The organism is Bacteroides faecalis, assembly GCF_003865075.1.
GTDB lineage: Bacteria > Bacteroidota > Bacteroidia > Bacteroidales > Bacteroidaceae > Bacteroides > Bacteroides faecalis.
The window spans coordinates 46,861-61,995 of sequence record NZ_BHWB01000009.1 but is presented as its reverse complement, the minus strand read 5'-3'; the positions used below and the strand labels follow the sequence as shown (position 1 = coordinate 61,995).

Sequence of the window (15,135 nt, the reverse complement as noted above, 5' to 3'; positions counted from 1 at the left end):
ATTACTCTTATAAATGAAAAACAAAAAGTAATGAAGAGATTAATTGTCGTAGCATTAACACTGATGATTTTGTCATTGAATGCTCAGGAAAATCTGAAATTATGGTATGAACAGCCCGCCAAAGAATGGGTGGAAGCTCTACCTTTAGGCAATGGACAAATTGGAGCGATGGTGTTCGGGGGGATAGAAAATGAATTGATACAACTGAATGAGGTGACTTTGTGGTCGGGTGGACCACAGAAAAAGAATGTAAACCCCGATGGATATAAGTATTTAAAGCCTATACGGGAGGCCTTGGCAAAAGAAGATTATCAGGAAGCCACTAATCTTTGTAAGAAAATGCAGGGAAATTTCACCCAAAGCTTTCTTCCTTTAGGAGATATCCGCATCAAACAAAGTTTTGGCGGTAGAGTCAATCCATCCGGCTATGTGAGAAAATTACGTTTGGATGAGGCTATTGCTACTACTGAATTTGTTGTGGGAGGAGTGAAATATACACGTGAAATATTCACTTCGGCTCCGGATAGTGTTATGGTGATAAGTTTTACTGCTAATAAGCCTGGCAAATTGACATTTGACATTGCTATGAGTAGCCTTATCGAAAACACAATTACTGCCAAAGATAATGATAAACTTTACATGAATGGGCAAGCGCCTGCCCACGTCGATCCGGTTTATCACAGCAGACCGGGGAAACCGGCAATTGAACAAGTGGATACCGACGGACTTGGAGGTATGCGTTTTCAAACTATTTTGAAGGCTTTGTCGGTCGGAGGAACTCTTCAAGCAGACGAAAGTGGTATCCATGTGAAGAATGCCGACCGATTGACTTTATTATTATCAGCCGCAACCAGTTTCAATGGTTTTGATAAACATCCTGATAAAGAAGGTAAAGATGAGAAGATGATTTCGCAACGGAGAATGGATGATGCAGTATCTCTAAATTATGATGAACTGAAAAGAAAACATATCTCAGACTTCAGCAGCTTTTTTAATCGCGTAGCATTACATCTGACTGATACATTAAATAATAAAGTGAATGAAAAACTCCCTTCGGATTTTCGCTTAAAACTTTATTCTTATGGAAATTACGATCCGGCCTTGGAAGAACTCTTTTTTCAATACGGAAGATATCTGTTGATTTCCGCCTCGCGTCCGGGTGGCTCGGCAGCCAATTTGCAAGGTTTGTGGAATAAAGAATTTCGTCCGCCCTGGAGTTCGAATTATACAATTAATATAAATACGGAAATGAACTATTGGCCGGCTGAAACAGGTAATCTGTCCGAAATGCACAAGCCACTTATAGATTGGATCAAGAATCTGTCGAAGACAGGTAAAGTGACAGCAAATGAGTATTATCGTGCGAGAGGATGGGTGGCCCACCATAATTCAGATATCTGGGGATTGAGTAATCCGGTAGGTAATTGTGGTGAAGGCGATCCGGTTTGGGCGAACTGGTATATGGGAGGTAATTGGCTTTGCCAGCATTTATGGGAACATTATTGTTTTACCGGTGACAAAAATTACCTGAGAGACGAAGCTTATCCGGTAATGAAAGAAGCCGCTCTATTCTGTTTCGATTGGTTGGTAGAGAAAGACGGTTATTTGATAACTTCTCCATCTACTTCACCGGAAAACTCTTTCTGGATCGATGGTAAATACTATGCAGTATCAGAAGCAACAACGATGGATATGGCGATTATCCGCGATTTGTTTACGAACCTGATTGAAGCCTCGGAAATTTTGAATATGGATAAGAAATCTCGTAAACAGCTGAAAGAAAAAAAGGATAAATTGTTTCCTTACCAGATTGGTTCACAAGGACAATTGCTTGAATGGAGCAAAGAATATAAAGAGACAGATCCTCGTCATAGACATCTTTCTCACTTGTTTGGTTTGCATCCGGGACGTCAGATTTCTCCACTGACAACTCCTGAACTGGCACAAGCCGCTGATAAAACCTTTGAACTGCGTGGTGATGAAGGTACAGGCTGGAGTAAAGGATGGAAGATTAATTTTGCAGCCAGATTGTTGGACGGTAACCATGCTTATAAAATGATTCGTGAGATCATGCATTATTGCGATCCTTCTGCCGGTGGAGTAGGGGGAACTTATCCCAATTTCTTCGACGCTCATCCGCCTTTCCAGATTGATGGTAACTTTGGAGCAACGGCGGGATTTATAGAAATGCTTCTTCAAAGTCATTTGAAAGAACTTCATTTGTTACCGGCTTTACCAAACGCCTGGCCTTCAGGAAGTGTATCAGGTTTAAAAGCCAGGGGAAATTTTGAAGTAGATATCGTTTGGGAAGATCATCAATTGAAGCAGGCTAAGATTAAGTCAAATATGGGGAATAAGTGTGTTTTGAGAACTCAAGTTCCGGTTAGTATTGAAGGAGTTGTTTCCAATCAAGTAAAGGAGGGCAATTACTACATCAGTAGTTTTGAAACGAAAAAAGGAGATTTTTATGTAATAACAGCCGTTGCAAACTAAGTAAAGTCTGGAAAGAAATCAAGCTTTGAGTAATAAAACTCATCTTTTTCATTTGATTTTTAAATATTAGCTATCTTTGTGTAGTGATAAGAACTAGATAAACATGATTACAATTAGAGAATATCAAACAACTGACAAGTATGCTTTAATTGATTTAATTAGGTTGAATACACCTAAATACTTTGCGATAAATGAAGAAGCCGATTTGAATGAATATTTGGATACTAAAAGAGAACTTTATTATGTTCTACTTTCTGATAAGAAAATAGTTGGTTGTGGTGGAATAAATTTTGCAGATAATAAGACGATCGGAAAAATTAGTTGGGATATATTGCACCCCCAATATCAAGGTAAATCATTAGGAACGCAATTACTTAAACACAGAATTGAGATTCTTAAATCTATTAGTAGTATTCAAAAGATAACCGTTAGAACTTCACAATTAGCCTATAAATTTTATGAAAAGCGAGGCTTTGTACTAAATGAAATCAAAAGGGACTTTTGGGCTAAAGGTTTTGATATGTACTATATGGAATATAAAGATTAAGAGTGCAAATCAATATTATATGTTATAAAGTAGAGTATTTCTATTTCATCAATTCTCATATGATTAATATGTAGGCGCTTTATTATTCAGAAGTACCAGAGTTAATAATAAAGCAACGGTCTATTAAGTTGTTTTGCTTATAAGATTAATATGCTATTGAACTTGTATCAGATCGTTTCCCGTACATAGTCCCATCAGTTCACGTACGTGATCTATTGGGTTCATGTACGGAATCCGAATGCTTCACGTACGTGAAACGAGAATATGCATCGTGTATAATAGATTAATGCGGCTTCGTTTTCATATTAATGCTATTAGCTTATCTACTTAAATACTGCGCGAAAAGAACCTTGAAAAGCGGTTTTATTAGAAGAGAAATATGCTAAAAACATAAATATTCGCTAGAAAAACTCTTTCTTGAGGTTTGTGAGAAATAGCACCATTTATATGGTTTTTGATTGATAATCAGTTTGTTATGTGGCTATTCGTGGGGCTTAAAGTGATAATAGAAAAGCGAAAAAAGACTATTGTCACCTTATTGTCACTTCTTATTATCACTAATTGACCATTGATAATTAGAACTTTATGTTGAAAAAGTGACAAGTGATAATAAAATGGACCTTTGAAAACGTATAGACGGAAAAGTTTGAAAAGAAAGAGAGAAGATGGGGAAAGAATCTATTATCGTGCATTTTTGCACTTAAAATGTGAGAAAACGCACATGCTTTCTTTTTTCTTTGATTAGCTAATGTGTTGATAATGTTTTATTATATGTTTGGTGTAGTTTTTGATACTTTATAAATAAGTTTGGCTATTCGCTTGCCAAACATATCTCTCATAAATTAAATTCGACAAATGGAATACAGGAGTCAAACAGATCCAAATGTCCGATTATTCTATTAATTGTTCTTTAAAATAAAATGCTCTGCAAGAATTAATCTTCGCAGAGCATTTTTATAATTGGTTATAGGGTTAGGTTTATTGTTTCACTTTAATAATGTCATAATTCAGATCGCTCACAGCTTCTTGCAGGCTATCGTTTACCAAACGCAAAGTTGTGTCATTGACGATAACGAAATACATAGGAGCATCACCGTTCTGCGGAGTCAATTTAATAGCAGTCTTTGGCTGTTTGTTCACAATCTTATGAACAGTTTGTTGTTTACCTTTCGAAGTAAAGGTTTTATCTTTTCCTTGTCCTTCTGCGTCAAGGTAAGTCATATCCAGTGAATAAACGGTGTCCACCCCGTCAGTAGCAGCATTCAAAGTCAGTACATAATCGATACCCGGACCGTCAGCAGCAGGGAGTGTGCCTTCAAAGACTTCCGTCACTTCTGTGATCGGAGGCATTGCAAGTGCAAGACTGTCTGCTTCTGCCTCTGCGGCTTTGTTTGCTTTTGACTGGCAAGATGCCAAAGCAGCTACAACAGCTGCTAACATAATTACTTTTTTCATCGTTAAGTGCTTTAAGTTAATATAAATATAGTGAGCTAGTGCTCGGTTTATTGTTTTTAAATATCCTTTTCATCTTCCCGTTTGATGACCAGCAGTTTGTCTACTCGTCCACGGTCCATATCCACTACTTCAAATTGCAGGTTCTGGTAGGTAAAGATATCTCCGGCTTTCGGGATACGTCCTATCAAAAACATTGCCAATCCACCAAGAGTAGTAAAGTCTTCGTCTTCCAGGTCCTCATAAGATAAGATTCCCATCTCTTCCATGAAGTCCTTAATGTTCATCGAGGCTTCCACCAGCATCGAACCGTCCTGTCTTCTGACGATATCTTCTTCTTCCGTATCATCTTCTTCAAGAATGTCTCCGAAGATACTTTCGGTCAGATCGTGCAAGGTAATAATACCTTCCGTACTACCATACTCGTTTACAACAACTCCGAACTTATTTTTGTTCTTCTTGAATAGCTCTAAAATTTTATTAGCATATAAACTTTCTGGAATAAACAACGGAGGACGAGCTATTTCATACAAGTTAAAGACCTTTTTATTGCCTACCATCAAAATAATATCTTTAACGGATACAACACCGATAATTTCATCTTTTCGTTCGTCCACTAGCAGATATTTACTGTAATGCTCTTCTTCGATGGTTTTCATTACTTTCTCCTGAGAATCATCGGGGCGAAGTATGACTAAATCTCTGCGGTGAGTCATTAATTCATTAGCACGTTTGTCTGAGAAACGAAATACATCACGCAACATTTCCGTCTCTTCTTTGTCAATCACTCCTTGTTCTGAACTTTGGTGAAGGATCATTTTGATTTCTTCCTGTGTCATCGGGCGGTCTTCGTTCTTAACACCGATGATTTTGTTGAGCAAGCGAGTGGATATGCTCAGTAACCAAACAAAAGGATAGGAAACCTTTGTAAGCAAAATCATGATCGGACTAAATAGCGTTGCGTAGCGTTCCGGATTGCTGAGAGCAATCGATTTGGGTACAAGCTCTCCAATGATTAGTGACAGATAAGTGATAATGGCTACTGTGGTAATCATCGCCAGATTGCGGGCATATAACTCTGCTCCAGGAATCAGCGAAAAGAGAGGAACGAGATCATCTGCAATAGCAACGCCACCATACGCACCGGATACAATACCGATAAGAGTGATACCAATCTGAATAGTAGATAAGAACTTTTCAGGTTCTTCCAATTGTTTTAGTACACCGCGGGCAGATTTGTTTCCCTTACTTGCAAGGGTTTCAAGACGAGCTTTACTAGAAGATACTAAGGCAATTTCGTACATGGCAAAAATACCATTAAGTACAAGTAAGAGAATAATGATTAAAAATTCCATAAATGGAGTTAAATGGTTAATGCGTCGAATTTACATGAAATCATGACATTATACAAATATGTACTGTTATATTAATGAATTTTTAATAATACAGCGGTTGAAGCTTTTGACAAATACTTCTTAACATTATAGGAATGCTTTATTTATTAAGTAATGCATCCTGATTAATTGATTATATACGAAAGTCTCTGTCATCCGGAACGTAAGTGAAGGATTTCCTCTCTCTCTCTTGATATTAAAACGAAGAAGAGATGCTTCACTACGCTCCGCATGACAGAGATAGTAGCATCATTGAGGTCATTAAGCATACACGATGCTTTACTACGTTCCGCATGACAGAGGCTCTATTGATAATTATTTTGATATACTACTTTGCGTAGGTAGCAGCTTTTGCCTTGGCTCGCTCTATACGTTTCATAGTGTCCGGATGAGAAGAAAACATCTTTTGCAGATAGGAAGCTTTGGGAGCACCGGCAGACAGTTCTTCCAATTTGGTCAATGCCTTGGACATGGCATAAGGGTCGATATTGTTCTTTACACAAAATTCAACGCCATAATCGTCAGCCTCATTTTCTTGCTTCTGAGAAAACTGAGCACTGGATAAATTATCGGCTATTGTTCCTAGCTGAGATTCGGTTAATTTGGCTAGTTTCTCACTAATTATGCCTGCTGCGTTTTTTACGGCAGAACGAATATACGCATTCTTCATAGCATCTTTGGAGTCAGTGTGAATTACGTGACCGATTTCGTGACCTACTACTGCCATGACTTCTTCATCTGTCATGGCATCCATGAGTCCGGCACAAATGCGAACACTACCGTCTCCGCAAGCAAAGGCATTTACATCTGCTACTTCGTATACTCCAAAATTCACTTGTAAACCGTCTACCTCTTTAATATTTCCGGTAAGTCTCTCCAATCGTTGACCATATTCACTGTCTGGTTTTGTCAGCTTATTTATAGAATCCATCCATACCATATATTCTTTGCTTATTTTGACAATATCCGCATCTGATAGAGTTATGGCTTGTACAGCGTCCTTCCCTGCTTGGATTGCTTTGCCAAGTTTCTTAAATTGGGCGGCTACTTCAAAACTATTCAAGCTCAGGAATAACAGGGTCAGTAGTGTAATTTGTTTTTTCATTATTAGTGATTTTTTGATTTGTAATATATGTATAGTTGCATTAATATTCAAAAGTAATACCCAAAGTAGGTAATAATGTGCCACTTTCTTGTTTGATAGCTTTCATAATGTAACGTTGTTCATTTACGGGAGCCTCGGGATTCGCTATCTTTCCAGTACTCATTAGTACATCTGCCTGTTTCAGTTTGCTGGCTGTGATATTTTGAAGATCAATATAGAAGCCCAGCATACAACGTTTCAGATAGAATGTTTTGTCTACTCGAATATCCACTTGAGTAAAGGCGGGTAATCGCTCCTTATTATATTGGGTATAGTCATAATAAGGTTTCCCTTGGGCATTCCAGGCAGTTACCAGTGATGATTTATCAGTATCGTATGGAGTATAGGGAGTTCCGCCAATGCAACTTACTTTCATTCCGAAACTCCATTGGTGAGGAAAATAGTAAGTACCTCGTAGGTTGAAGATGAAACGGTTGTCCCATGCAGATGCAATGTATTCACTTTCTTTATTGTTGCGATATTCACTTTTAAAGAGAGTGAGGGATGAAGCTAAATTCAATTTTTGTGCAATTAGCCATTTTATTAATAACTCTGTTCCATATGAACGCCCTTGAGCGGTAGAAGCTAGGAGTTCGTTACCGATTACACCATAATCGTTTCCTTTACAGGCCAGTGGAATATTATCTACTATCGAAAGGGGGATTTTATCATAATCTTTATAGAATCCTTCGAGGGATGCTTCAAAGGTGTCTCCTTTCCGCCAAGTGATTCCCAGACTCTCCTGACTGACTTTCATGTATTGAAGTGTATATTTATTGGCAAATAGTCCATTGTTGTTCTTAAAACCAAGAGCAGTGTAAGGAGGAAGTTGATAATAGAGTCCGGCATTTCCACTTAAAGCCCAATGATCGGTCAATTGATAGGAGAGGGACAGGCGGGGCGATAACTGATTGGAGAGGTCTTTCATTGCTGACGAATAATTATTAGCGTCTGTTCTTAATCCTAAAGAAGCAGTGAAACGATCATCTGTTGAAGTGTAATTGAATGTTCCGAAAATTCCCCAACGCATTATTCCCAGATAAGTATGATAATCGAACGTTTGCGCACGATCAGTATATACTTGTTGGAAAGTTGTGTTAGTGTATTGGCTATAGTCCAGATTAACACCAAGTTTAATTCTCCAGTTGCCGAAGGATGAACTATTTTCGAAACGTAATTTAGTTTCCTGCTCGGTAGAACGCAGACGGAGCATTAAATTATCCGGATTACTTTCATCATTTTGAAGATACTTGGTGTTACGGTTATTCATGTAACTATGACTCACTACGACCGATTGTATATGTGCACCCGCATAATGACGGTAAACAGTTCCTAAAGTGAAAGTGTTTTGTTCTATTTTGGGGAGATAACTCAAAATGTATTCGTTATCCTCATTATCGGCTTTGGTATTTAACTTCATCTTATCGATTCCACCCAACCCTAACACAATTAGCTCATTTTGAGCGTTAAACCGGGTTTTTATCTTGAATTGTGCATCAGTAAAAGTAGGCAGGAAAGGAAGTCCTAACATATCGAACAGAAATTGCAGATAAGATTGTCGTACTGATACCAGATACGATGTTTTTTTGCCAAGATGACCATTTGAAGCTAGAGAGACTTCGGAAGCTCCGAGAGTGGCTTTCACAGAATTACGTTCCATGTCTCCATCCCGTAACTTAAAATCGAGCACCGAACTGAGGGCATTTCCTTTATCGGCGGGAAAGGCACCGGTATAGAAATTTACTTCGCGAATCAAGTCTGCATTTAAAATACCTACCGGACCACCGGAAGCTCCTTGCGTACTGAAATGATTGATATTGGGAATTTCTACTCCATCAAGATAGAAACGGTTCTCGGACGGAGATCCGCCGCGTACAATCAGGTCATTGCGATAGCCTATTGGCGAGAAAGAAACCCCCGGATAGGATTGAACGATTCGGGAAATATCCCGATTGGCTCCCGGACTTTTTTCTATTTCCTGTAAACCAATGATTCGTAGGCTGACAGGGCTTTCTACATCGCGTCGGAAAGGTGATGTGGTGACTGTTACTCCATCGAGTTCGGTCAGATTCTCTTCCATCTCTATGGAGATATTCAGATTTTTGGTTGATAAGATATATTCAGGAGTCGTTACACTTTTGTATCCTATTGCGGTAGCTTGTAAACGATAGATGCCCGGTGGAACTTTCTCAATGGTGAAATGTCCTTCTGCATCGGTGACAGCACCTAGATCCAAACCAATGATCATTACATTTATGAATTCCAACGGCTCACGACTGTTTTTGTCAATCACAGTTCCTTTCACCTGATGGATAGGTTGTGCAGAAAGTAGATTGATTGCTGTGCAGAAAAGTAATAAGAGTGCCGAAAGTCTTTTCATAATGCTATTGTAGTTTAGTAAATGCAAAGTTAGTTGAATTTTGTTTTATCATCTCATTTTTATATCTTATTTTTGTGCAAACGATAAAACTTGTTCGCTATGAAAACAGTAAGATTAATTACTTGTAATGATGCGATGACAGCTCATATTCTTCAGGGAGCATTAGAAAATGAAGGTGTAGAATCTGTTTTGCACAATGAAAATTTCTCTTTCCTTTATAGATGTTTCGTGCAGAATATATCAGGAGTAGATGTATTCGTTATGGAAGAAGACTATGAAAAGGCAGTTCAAATATTAAAAGATAACCAGAGTTGGCCTGAAGATTTGAAATATTGTCCCTATTGCGGTTCATCAGACATTAAGTTTGTGCTGAAAAAAAGTACTCGTGGACGTGCAATAAGTGCGGCAATTATTTGTGCGTATGCATGTGTGCCTCCTGGAAATAGTTATTGGGAATATGTTTGTAAACAATGTCATCGGGTGTTTGAAATCCCTGCTTCTAAAGTCTTGCCCTCGGAGGAGGAAAAAGAAGAATAATCTATAATAATTATATATGTAAAGATGAAAAGATTTCTATTAATTTCCTTATTATTAGCTTTGGTAGCTCCTTCTTTTGCTGCCAAAGTAGATACTTTATTAGTTAAAAGCCCGTCTATGAACAAAGATGTGCAGGTGGTAGTTGTAACTCCGGATGTTGCAATGGGGAATAAGGCTGTGGCTTGTCCGGTGATTTATTTACTTCATGGTTTTGGAGGAAATGCTAAAACATGGGTCAGCATTAAACCTAATCTTCCTCAGATAGCAGATGAGAAGGGCATTATATTTGTTTGTCCGGATGGAAAGACAAGCTGGTATTGGGATTGTCCGAAGAATCCGTCATTTCGTTACGAAACATTTGTATCGTCAGAATTAGTGAAGTATATTGATGAGCATTATAAAACGATTGCTGACCGGAAAGGACGTGCAATCACCGGACTTAGCATGGGTGGACATGGTGGTATGTGGAATGGCATCCGACATAAAGATATATTTGGTGCCTGTGGAAGTACCAGTGGAGGAGTTGATATTCGTCCGTTCCCAAAGAATTGGGATATGGCAGTTCAGTTAGGCGATTACGACTCTAATAAGGAGATTTGGGATGCTCATACAGTGATTAATCAGATTGATAAGTTGCAGAATGGTGACTTGGCTATTATTTTCGATTGCGGAGAAGCCGATTTCTTTATCAATGTAAATAAGGATTTGCATAATCGTTTGTTGGAACATAAGATAGATCATGACTTTATCACTCGTCCGGGTGGACATACAAGTGAATATTGGAATAATTCTATTGATTATCAGATTCTCTTTTTTGATAAGTTTTTTAAAAAATGAATCTTAATTTAAGCTGAGTCTGTTATAATATTGAAATGGTAAGAATAGTAGATTTGTTCTTACCATTTTTTGTTCTCAGTCAATTAAAATATGTCCAATAAACATATTCATATTTCATTTTTTGTTATTATATTTGTTTTAATAATAAGTGATCTTATTATCTATAAATTAGTCGTTTAATTTATGAATGATTATATAAAGAATAGATGATTTGTTGTTTTTAAGTTGTTACTAACGTAGAACTGCTGTACTAAATCTTAAATATAACAGTATGAGATCCTTTAATTTTTGTGTTTTAAGTATTATTGTATGCTTGAGTTTCGGATTTTCTTCATGTAGTAACGAATAAGAAGCTGAGTTTGAACAAACCAATGGTAATCTTGGGAAAATAGTTATGCTTTACAATATATAATCGTTTACAATTTCAGTATCGATTGGCACCGGACCGCTATGAAGACTATCATACTGTAGAAGAGGCACCTGATTCTAAATGGCATAATATTGGTAAAGTATATCCTAAGGAACGTTATGAGGGTGGAATCATTAAAAGGACTGGAAATGTTTGTGAAGTAGATATAGATTCATATCATTTCCCAAAGGCTAAGTTAAATATACGTTATCGGTTGCTAAATAGAGATACTCATTTAAGTAGGTATCTCTATTTAATTATTATAACTTATTGAGATAGTACGGTAATTAGGATAATAACTACCGGAATCTCCCCCCGGATAAGTGGTTTGACTATGTATTTGAGTTAAGTTTCCTTCTTTATTAACTTGGTAGGTATAAGTTGTATATTCACTGTCATTTCCTTCTGGAGTAGTACAAACTGTAAAGTGATGGGGTGCTTTTCCTAATAATCCGGCATAAAGAGCCTCAGTATGAAATGTAAATGGATAAGTATCTAGTAAACTTAAACAGGGAATGTAATATTGCGAACTTTGTTCACCGGGTTTATAAAGGATTTTATTACTTATATCATTTATGTGAGAAGTGACTGATTCCAAGTTATCTGCGTTGTAGGTTAATGTTATTGTAGAATAGAGTTTGCCATTTATATTCTCAATGACTTTCGTCAGATATCCATCTGCAGAATAGTCAAACTGGTATTCACGTTGCTGGTCATCCGATTCGTTGTATATACATTGGTTAGCATATCCTTCAGCATTTAATGTATAGGTTAAAGTAGTCATTTCAGTGGCGACTATTACCTTATTATCAGAATAAGCAAGATTAACTTCATAATTAATCTCGCTTTCGAGTACGGTTTGCCGGACAGTGTGTTGTATCAATCGATCATGATCGTATAGGAACTTTTCAGTTTTTGTTACCGGATAGGAATCACTTGTCATCACTTCATTTAAAGTGATGACTCGTTGGTTATTTGTAGTATTCTCATCATTGTCGTCCGAGCAACTGACTACTCCCCATAGGACAGATAATAAAATAATGACCTTTTTCATTTAAGTTGTAATCCTCTGATAAATTTCCTGCTAGCGGGACTACTTACACTCTTTTCTATTTTAATGCTTTTGCCGGAGGTCGTTTCCGTCTCTGGCTCGTCCGGATTTGTTGGTGGATAGGTACCTTCTAATACTCCGATAGCTACACTCAACAATGCTTCTTTGGGATCGCCAAAAGGTAAGAATGTAGAATAATCTGTTGAAGAACTAACGGAATAATGAGGTTGGAATCCTCCGCTAAAGGTATCATGTTCCGAGTTATATACGGTACATACTACGGGATTAACTGCCCAAGAAAACTCTTCATTAATAAATTTTTCTGTAGCTACATTCTGACCTTTCGTAGAACTGCCGATTCCAATTAGCTTTTGTACCTTGTTATTTAAGTTATTCATTAACATTTCCGGTGCCCCTGCTGTTTCTCCGCTGATTAATACAATCAGAGTGTTCAGATCAAGATTCTTTCCATTCTTAAGAAGTTGTTGATCGAAAGTTAAAGTTGCATCCTTATCTATATTCTTGTCATTATATTCTAAGAAAGTCATATTCTGATCCAAGTAATAAGAAGGAGCAAGAATAGTGCTTAACAACTGTACACAATCTAGGGTTCCTCCTGCATTGTAGCGAAGGTCAAGAATTACTTTATTAATATTCTGTTGAGCAAGTTCGGCCGACCATTTACGTAATTCATTGTTATATTTTTCCGGATCATCTTTCGTACCGGCCGTAAAACTGTTGTACATGAGATATCCCACCCTTCCTGTACTTAAATCAAGTATTTCAGATTTATGGAGAGGGTTATCTTCTACTATTTGGGCTGCACCCATTTTTAAAGTGATATCATTGGGCACTACCTTATATACTGGCTCCGGTTCTTCTTCCCCTTCTTCTACTTCAGGAATTACTTCTTTCCAGACTCCCATAACCAAGTCTCTAGCCTGAGTACCTTGCAGTAGTGCTGTTTCATATTTCTTGCTGATATATGATGTATCCACTTTCATAATCCAGTTACCTCGTTGTAATCCGGCTTTTTCTGCTGGTGAGCCGGGGATAACATAAGTGATCAGTGCGTTGTAAGCAGTGTCAATGTCCTGACTACGAACCAGTGAATAGTCGAACCCATAAGTAGGCAACGGAGTTTCCATAACGGAATCAACAAATGAGTAACTGTCATTACTTGCTTTTACTTTAGCTAAAAAGCCAGCCGGGTCTAAAAACAGGTTTACATCATTGTAAGAAGGCATACTCCCATACCACAGATAATTCTGTTGCATAATATCGTACATCCAGGAGTCCAGAGCAGTTTGGTGAGCATATTCCGGCCAGCGGTCTACACCACAAGAGATAAAACCACTGATAAATGTGACAATCAGTGCAGGTATGAGGATTATCTTTTTTAAATTCATCATTATAAAAAGCTTTTCAGTGCGCAAATGTAGGAAATACTTTGCTTATGTACCACATTTATGGTATAAAAATACCTTCAATATGTGATAGGCTGTTAGCGAATCTTCCTTTACCTTTGCAACATCAAGTTTTACAAATAGGTATTAACTCTAAATATAGAAAACAGATGGAACCCAAGAAATTGCATTTTGAAACACTACAAATTCATGTAGGACAAGAAACACCCGATCCCGCAACAGATGCGCGTGCTGTCCCCATTTATCAAACAACGTCTTATGTATTTCGTGATTCGGCGCATGCAGCTGCACGTTTTGGCTTGCAGGATCCGGGAAATATTTATGGGCGTCTGACTAACTCTACCCAGGATGTATTCGAAAAACGAGTAGCCGCTCTTGAGGGTGGAGTAGCTGCGTTGGCTGTGGCTTCCGGTGCGGCAGCTATTACGTATGCCTTTGAAAACATTACTCGTGCCGGTGATCATATTGTTGCTGCTAAAACAATTTATGGCGGTACATACAATCTGTTGGCACATACATTGCCTACTTACGGAGTAACTACTACATTTGTAGATCCTTCTGATCTTGAGAACTTTGAGAAAGCGATTCAAGAGAATACAAAAGCCGTTTTTATAGAAACATTCGGTAATCCGAACTGTAATCTGATTGATATCAAAGCAGTGGCTGAAGTCGCTCATCGCCATCATATTCCTTTGATTATCGATAATACTTTCGGTACTCCTTTTTTGATTCGTCCGATTGAGTATGGTGCTGATATTGTAGTACATTCTGCAACTAAGTTTATCGGTGGTCATGGAACTTCATTAGGAGGTGTAATTGTCGATTCCGGAAAATTTGATTGGGTAGCATCCGGAAAATTTCCACAATTGACGGAACCGGACCCGAGTTATCATGGAGTACGTTTTGTGGATGCGGCAGGTCCTGCGGCTTATGCTATAAGAATCCGTGCTGTTCTGCTTCGTGATACGGGTGCAACCATTAGCCCTTTCAACGCTTTCATTCTTCTGCAAGGTTTGGAGACTTTGTCTTTGCGTTTAGAACGTCATGTGTTCAATGCCTTGAAAGTGGTAAACTATTTGAAGAATCATCCGAAAGTGGCAGTTGTAAATCATCCATCTCTACCGGAACATCCTGACCATACTTTATATCAGAAGTATTTTCCTAATGGAGCTGGTTCTATCTTCACTTTCGAAATAAAAGGAGGAAAAGAAGAAGCTCATAAAGTGATCGATAGTCTCGAGATCTTCTCTTTGCTGGCCAATGTGGCCGATGTAAAATCACTTGTAATTCATCCGGCAACGACTACCCACTCTCAGTTGAATGAAGCAGAACTTGCCGAACAAGGAATCAAGCAAAGTACCATCCGTCTATCTATCGGTACAGAGCATATTGATGATATTATTGCGGATTTAGATCAGGCTTTGGCGAAGATTTAATGGTATGATATGTTGAATAGAATTATAT

The 15,135-nt window shown here is 37.9% G+C and carries 11 protein-coding genes; 5 read left to right on the top strand and 6 right to left on the bottom strand.

Going from position 1 to position 15,135, the window contains the following annotated elements; genetic code table 11:
- Positions 1–30 precede the first annotated feature (30 nt).
- A complete protein-coding gene (locus tag EJF25_RS15225) occupies positions 31–2,493 on the top strand; it encodes a glycoside hydrolase family 95 protein (RefSeq protein ID WP_125041873.1) in 2,463 nt (820 codons plus the stop codon).
- Between the two features lie 103 nt (positions 2,494–2,596).
- The gene (locus EJF25_RS15220; protein ID WP_125041872.1) at positions 2,597–3,040 is read left to right on the top strand and encodes a GNAT family N-acetyltransferase; all 444 of its coding nucleotides are present in this window, start codon (positions 2,597–2,599) and stop codon (positions 3,038–3,040) included.
- 978 nt (positions 3,041–4,018) lie between these two features.
- On the opposite strand, the gene EJF25_RS15215 is transcribed toward EJF25_RS15220, so the two are convergent.
- From EJF25_RS15215 to EJF25_RS15200, 4 genes are all read right to left on the bottom strand, one after another.
- Positions 4,019–4,495, bottom strand: coding sequence for a copper resistance protein NlpE N-terminal domain-containing protein (locus EJF25_RS15215; RefSeq protein ID WP_200832922.1), 477 nt, complete (start codon positions 4,493–4,495; stop codon positions 4,019–4,021).
- A 56-nt stretch (positions 4,496–4,551) separates the two neighbouring features.
- A complete protein-coding gene (locus EJF25_RS15210) occupies positions 4,552–5,847 on the bottom strand; it encodes a hemolysin family protein (protein WP_125041871.1) in 1,296 nt (431 codons plus the stop codon).
- A 367-nt stretch (positions 5,848–6,214) separates the two neighbouring features.
- Positions 6,215–6,991: a M48 family metallopeptidase gene (locus EJF25_RS15205; protein ID WP_125041870.1), complete on the bottom strand. Its 777-nt coding sequence runs from the start codon at positions 6,989–6,991 to the stop codon at positions 6,215–6,217.
- A 40-nt stretch (positions 6,992–7,031) separates the two neighbouring features.
- The gene (locus EJF25_RS15200; protein ID WP_125041869.1) at positions 7,032–9,410 is read right to left on the bottom strand and encodes a TonB-dependent receptor; all 2,379 of its coding nucleotides are present in this window, start codon (positions 9,408–9,410) and stop codon (positions 7,032–7,034) included.
- A 99-nt stretch (positions 9,411–9,509) separates the two neighbouring features.
- On the opposite strand from EJF25_RS15200, the gene EJF25_RS15195 reads away from it, so the two are divergent.
- Positions 9,510–9,947: a putative signal transducing protein gene (locus tag EJF25_RS15195; RefSeq protein WP_125041868.1), complete on the top strand. Its 438-nt coding sequence runs from the start codon at positions 9,510–9,512 to the stop codon at positions 9,945–9,947.
- A gap of 24 nt (positions 9,948–9,971) precedes the next feature.
- A complete protein-coding gene (locus EJF25_RS15190; protein ID WP_125041867.1) occupies positions 9,972–10,784 on the top strand; it encodes an alpha/beta hydrolase in 813 nt (270 codons plus the stop codon).
- A gap of 662 nt (positions 10,785–11,446) precedes the next feature.
- Here EJF25_RS15190 and EJF25_RS15185 read toward each other — a convergent pair.
- Together EJF25_RS15185 and EJF25_RS15180 are read right to left on the bottom strand one after the other, a co-directional pair.
- A complete protein-coding gene (locus EJF25_RS15185) occupies positions 11,447–12,247 on the bottom strand; it encodes a DUF4595 domain-containing protein (RefSeq protein ID WP_125041866.1) in 801 nt (266 codons plus the stop codon).
- Positions 12,244–13,656, bottom strand: coding sequence for a S41 family peptidase (locus EJF25_RS15180; protein WP_125041865.1), 1,413 nt, complete (start codon positions 13,654–13,656; stop codon positions 12,244–12,246). The genes EJF25_RS15185 and EJF25_RS15180 overlap by 4 nt, the downstream gene beginning before the upstream one ends.
- Before the next feature lie 164 nt (positions 13,657–13,820).
- Between EJF25_RS15180 and EJF25_RS15175 the strand changes: the two genes are divergently transcribed.
- Positions 13,821–15,107: an O-acetylhomoserine aminocarboxypropyltransferase/cysteine synthase family protein gene (locus EJF25_RS15175; RefSeq protein ID WP_125041864.1), complete on the top strand. Its 1,287-nt coding sequence runs from the start codon at positions 13,821–13,823 to the stop codon at positions 15,105–15,107.
- Positions 15,108–15,135: the final 28 nt, after the last annotated feature.

What these genes read in the sequence shown, in the direction of transcription:
- EJF25_RS15225 (WP_125041873.1), top strand. Translation starts at nt 31, where the DNA reads ATGAAGAGATTAATTGTCGTAGCATTAACACTGATGATTTTGTCATTG.
- EJF25_RS15220 (WP_125041872.1), top strand. Translation starts at nt 2,597, where the DNA reads ATGATTACAATTAGAGAATATCAAACAACTGACAAGTATGCTTTAATT.
- EJF25_RS15215 (WP_200832922.1), bottom strand. Translation starts at nt 4,495, where the DNA reads ATGAAAAAAGTAATTATGTTAGCAGCTGTTGTAGCTGCTTTGGCATCT.
- EJF25_RS15210 (WP_125041871.1), bottom strand. Translation starts at nt 5,847, where the DNA reads ATGGAATTTTTAATCATTATTCTCTTACTTGTACTTAATGGTATTTTT.
- EJF25_RS15205 (WP_125041870.1), bottom strand. Translation starts at nt 6,991, where the DNA reads ATGAAAAAACAAATTACACTACTGACCCTGTTATTCCTGAGCTTGAAT.
- EJF25_RS15200 (WP_125041869.1), bottom strand. Translation starts at nt 9,410, where the DNA reads ATGAAAAGACTTTCGGCACTCTTATTACTTTTCTGCACAGCAATCAAT.
- EJF25_RS15195 (WP_125041868.1), top strand. Translation starts at nt 9,510, where the DNA reads ATGAAAACAGTAAGATTAATTACTTGTAATGATGCGATGACAGCTCAT.
- EJF25_RS15190 (WP_125041867.1), top strand. Translation starts at nt 9,972, where the DNA reads ATGAAAAGATTTCTATTAATTTCCTTATTATTAGCTTTGGTAGCTCCT.
- EJF25_RS15185 (WP_125041866.1), bottom strand. Translation starts at nt 12,247, where the DNA reads ATGAAAAAGGTCATTATTTTATTATCTGTCCTATGGGGAGTAGTCAGT.
- EJF25_RS15180 (WP_125041865.1), bottom strand. Translation starts at nt 13,656, where the DNA reads ATGATGAATTTAAAAAAGATAATCCTCATACCTGCACTGATTGTCACA.
- EJF25_RS15175 (WP_125041864.1), top strand. Translation starts at nt 13,821, where the DNA reads ATGGAACCCAAGAAATTGCATTTTGAAACACTACAAATTCATGTAGGA.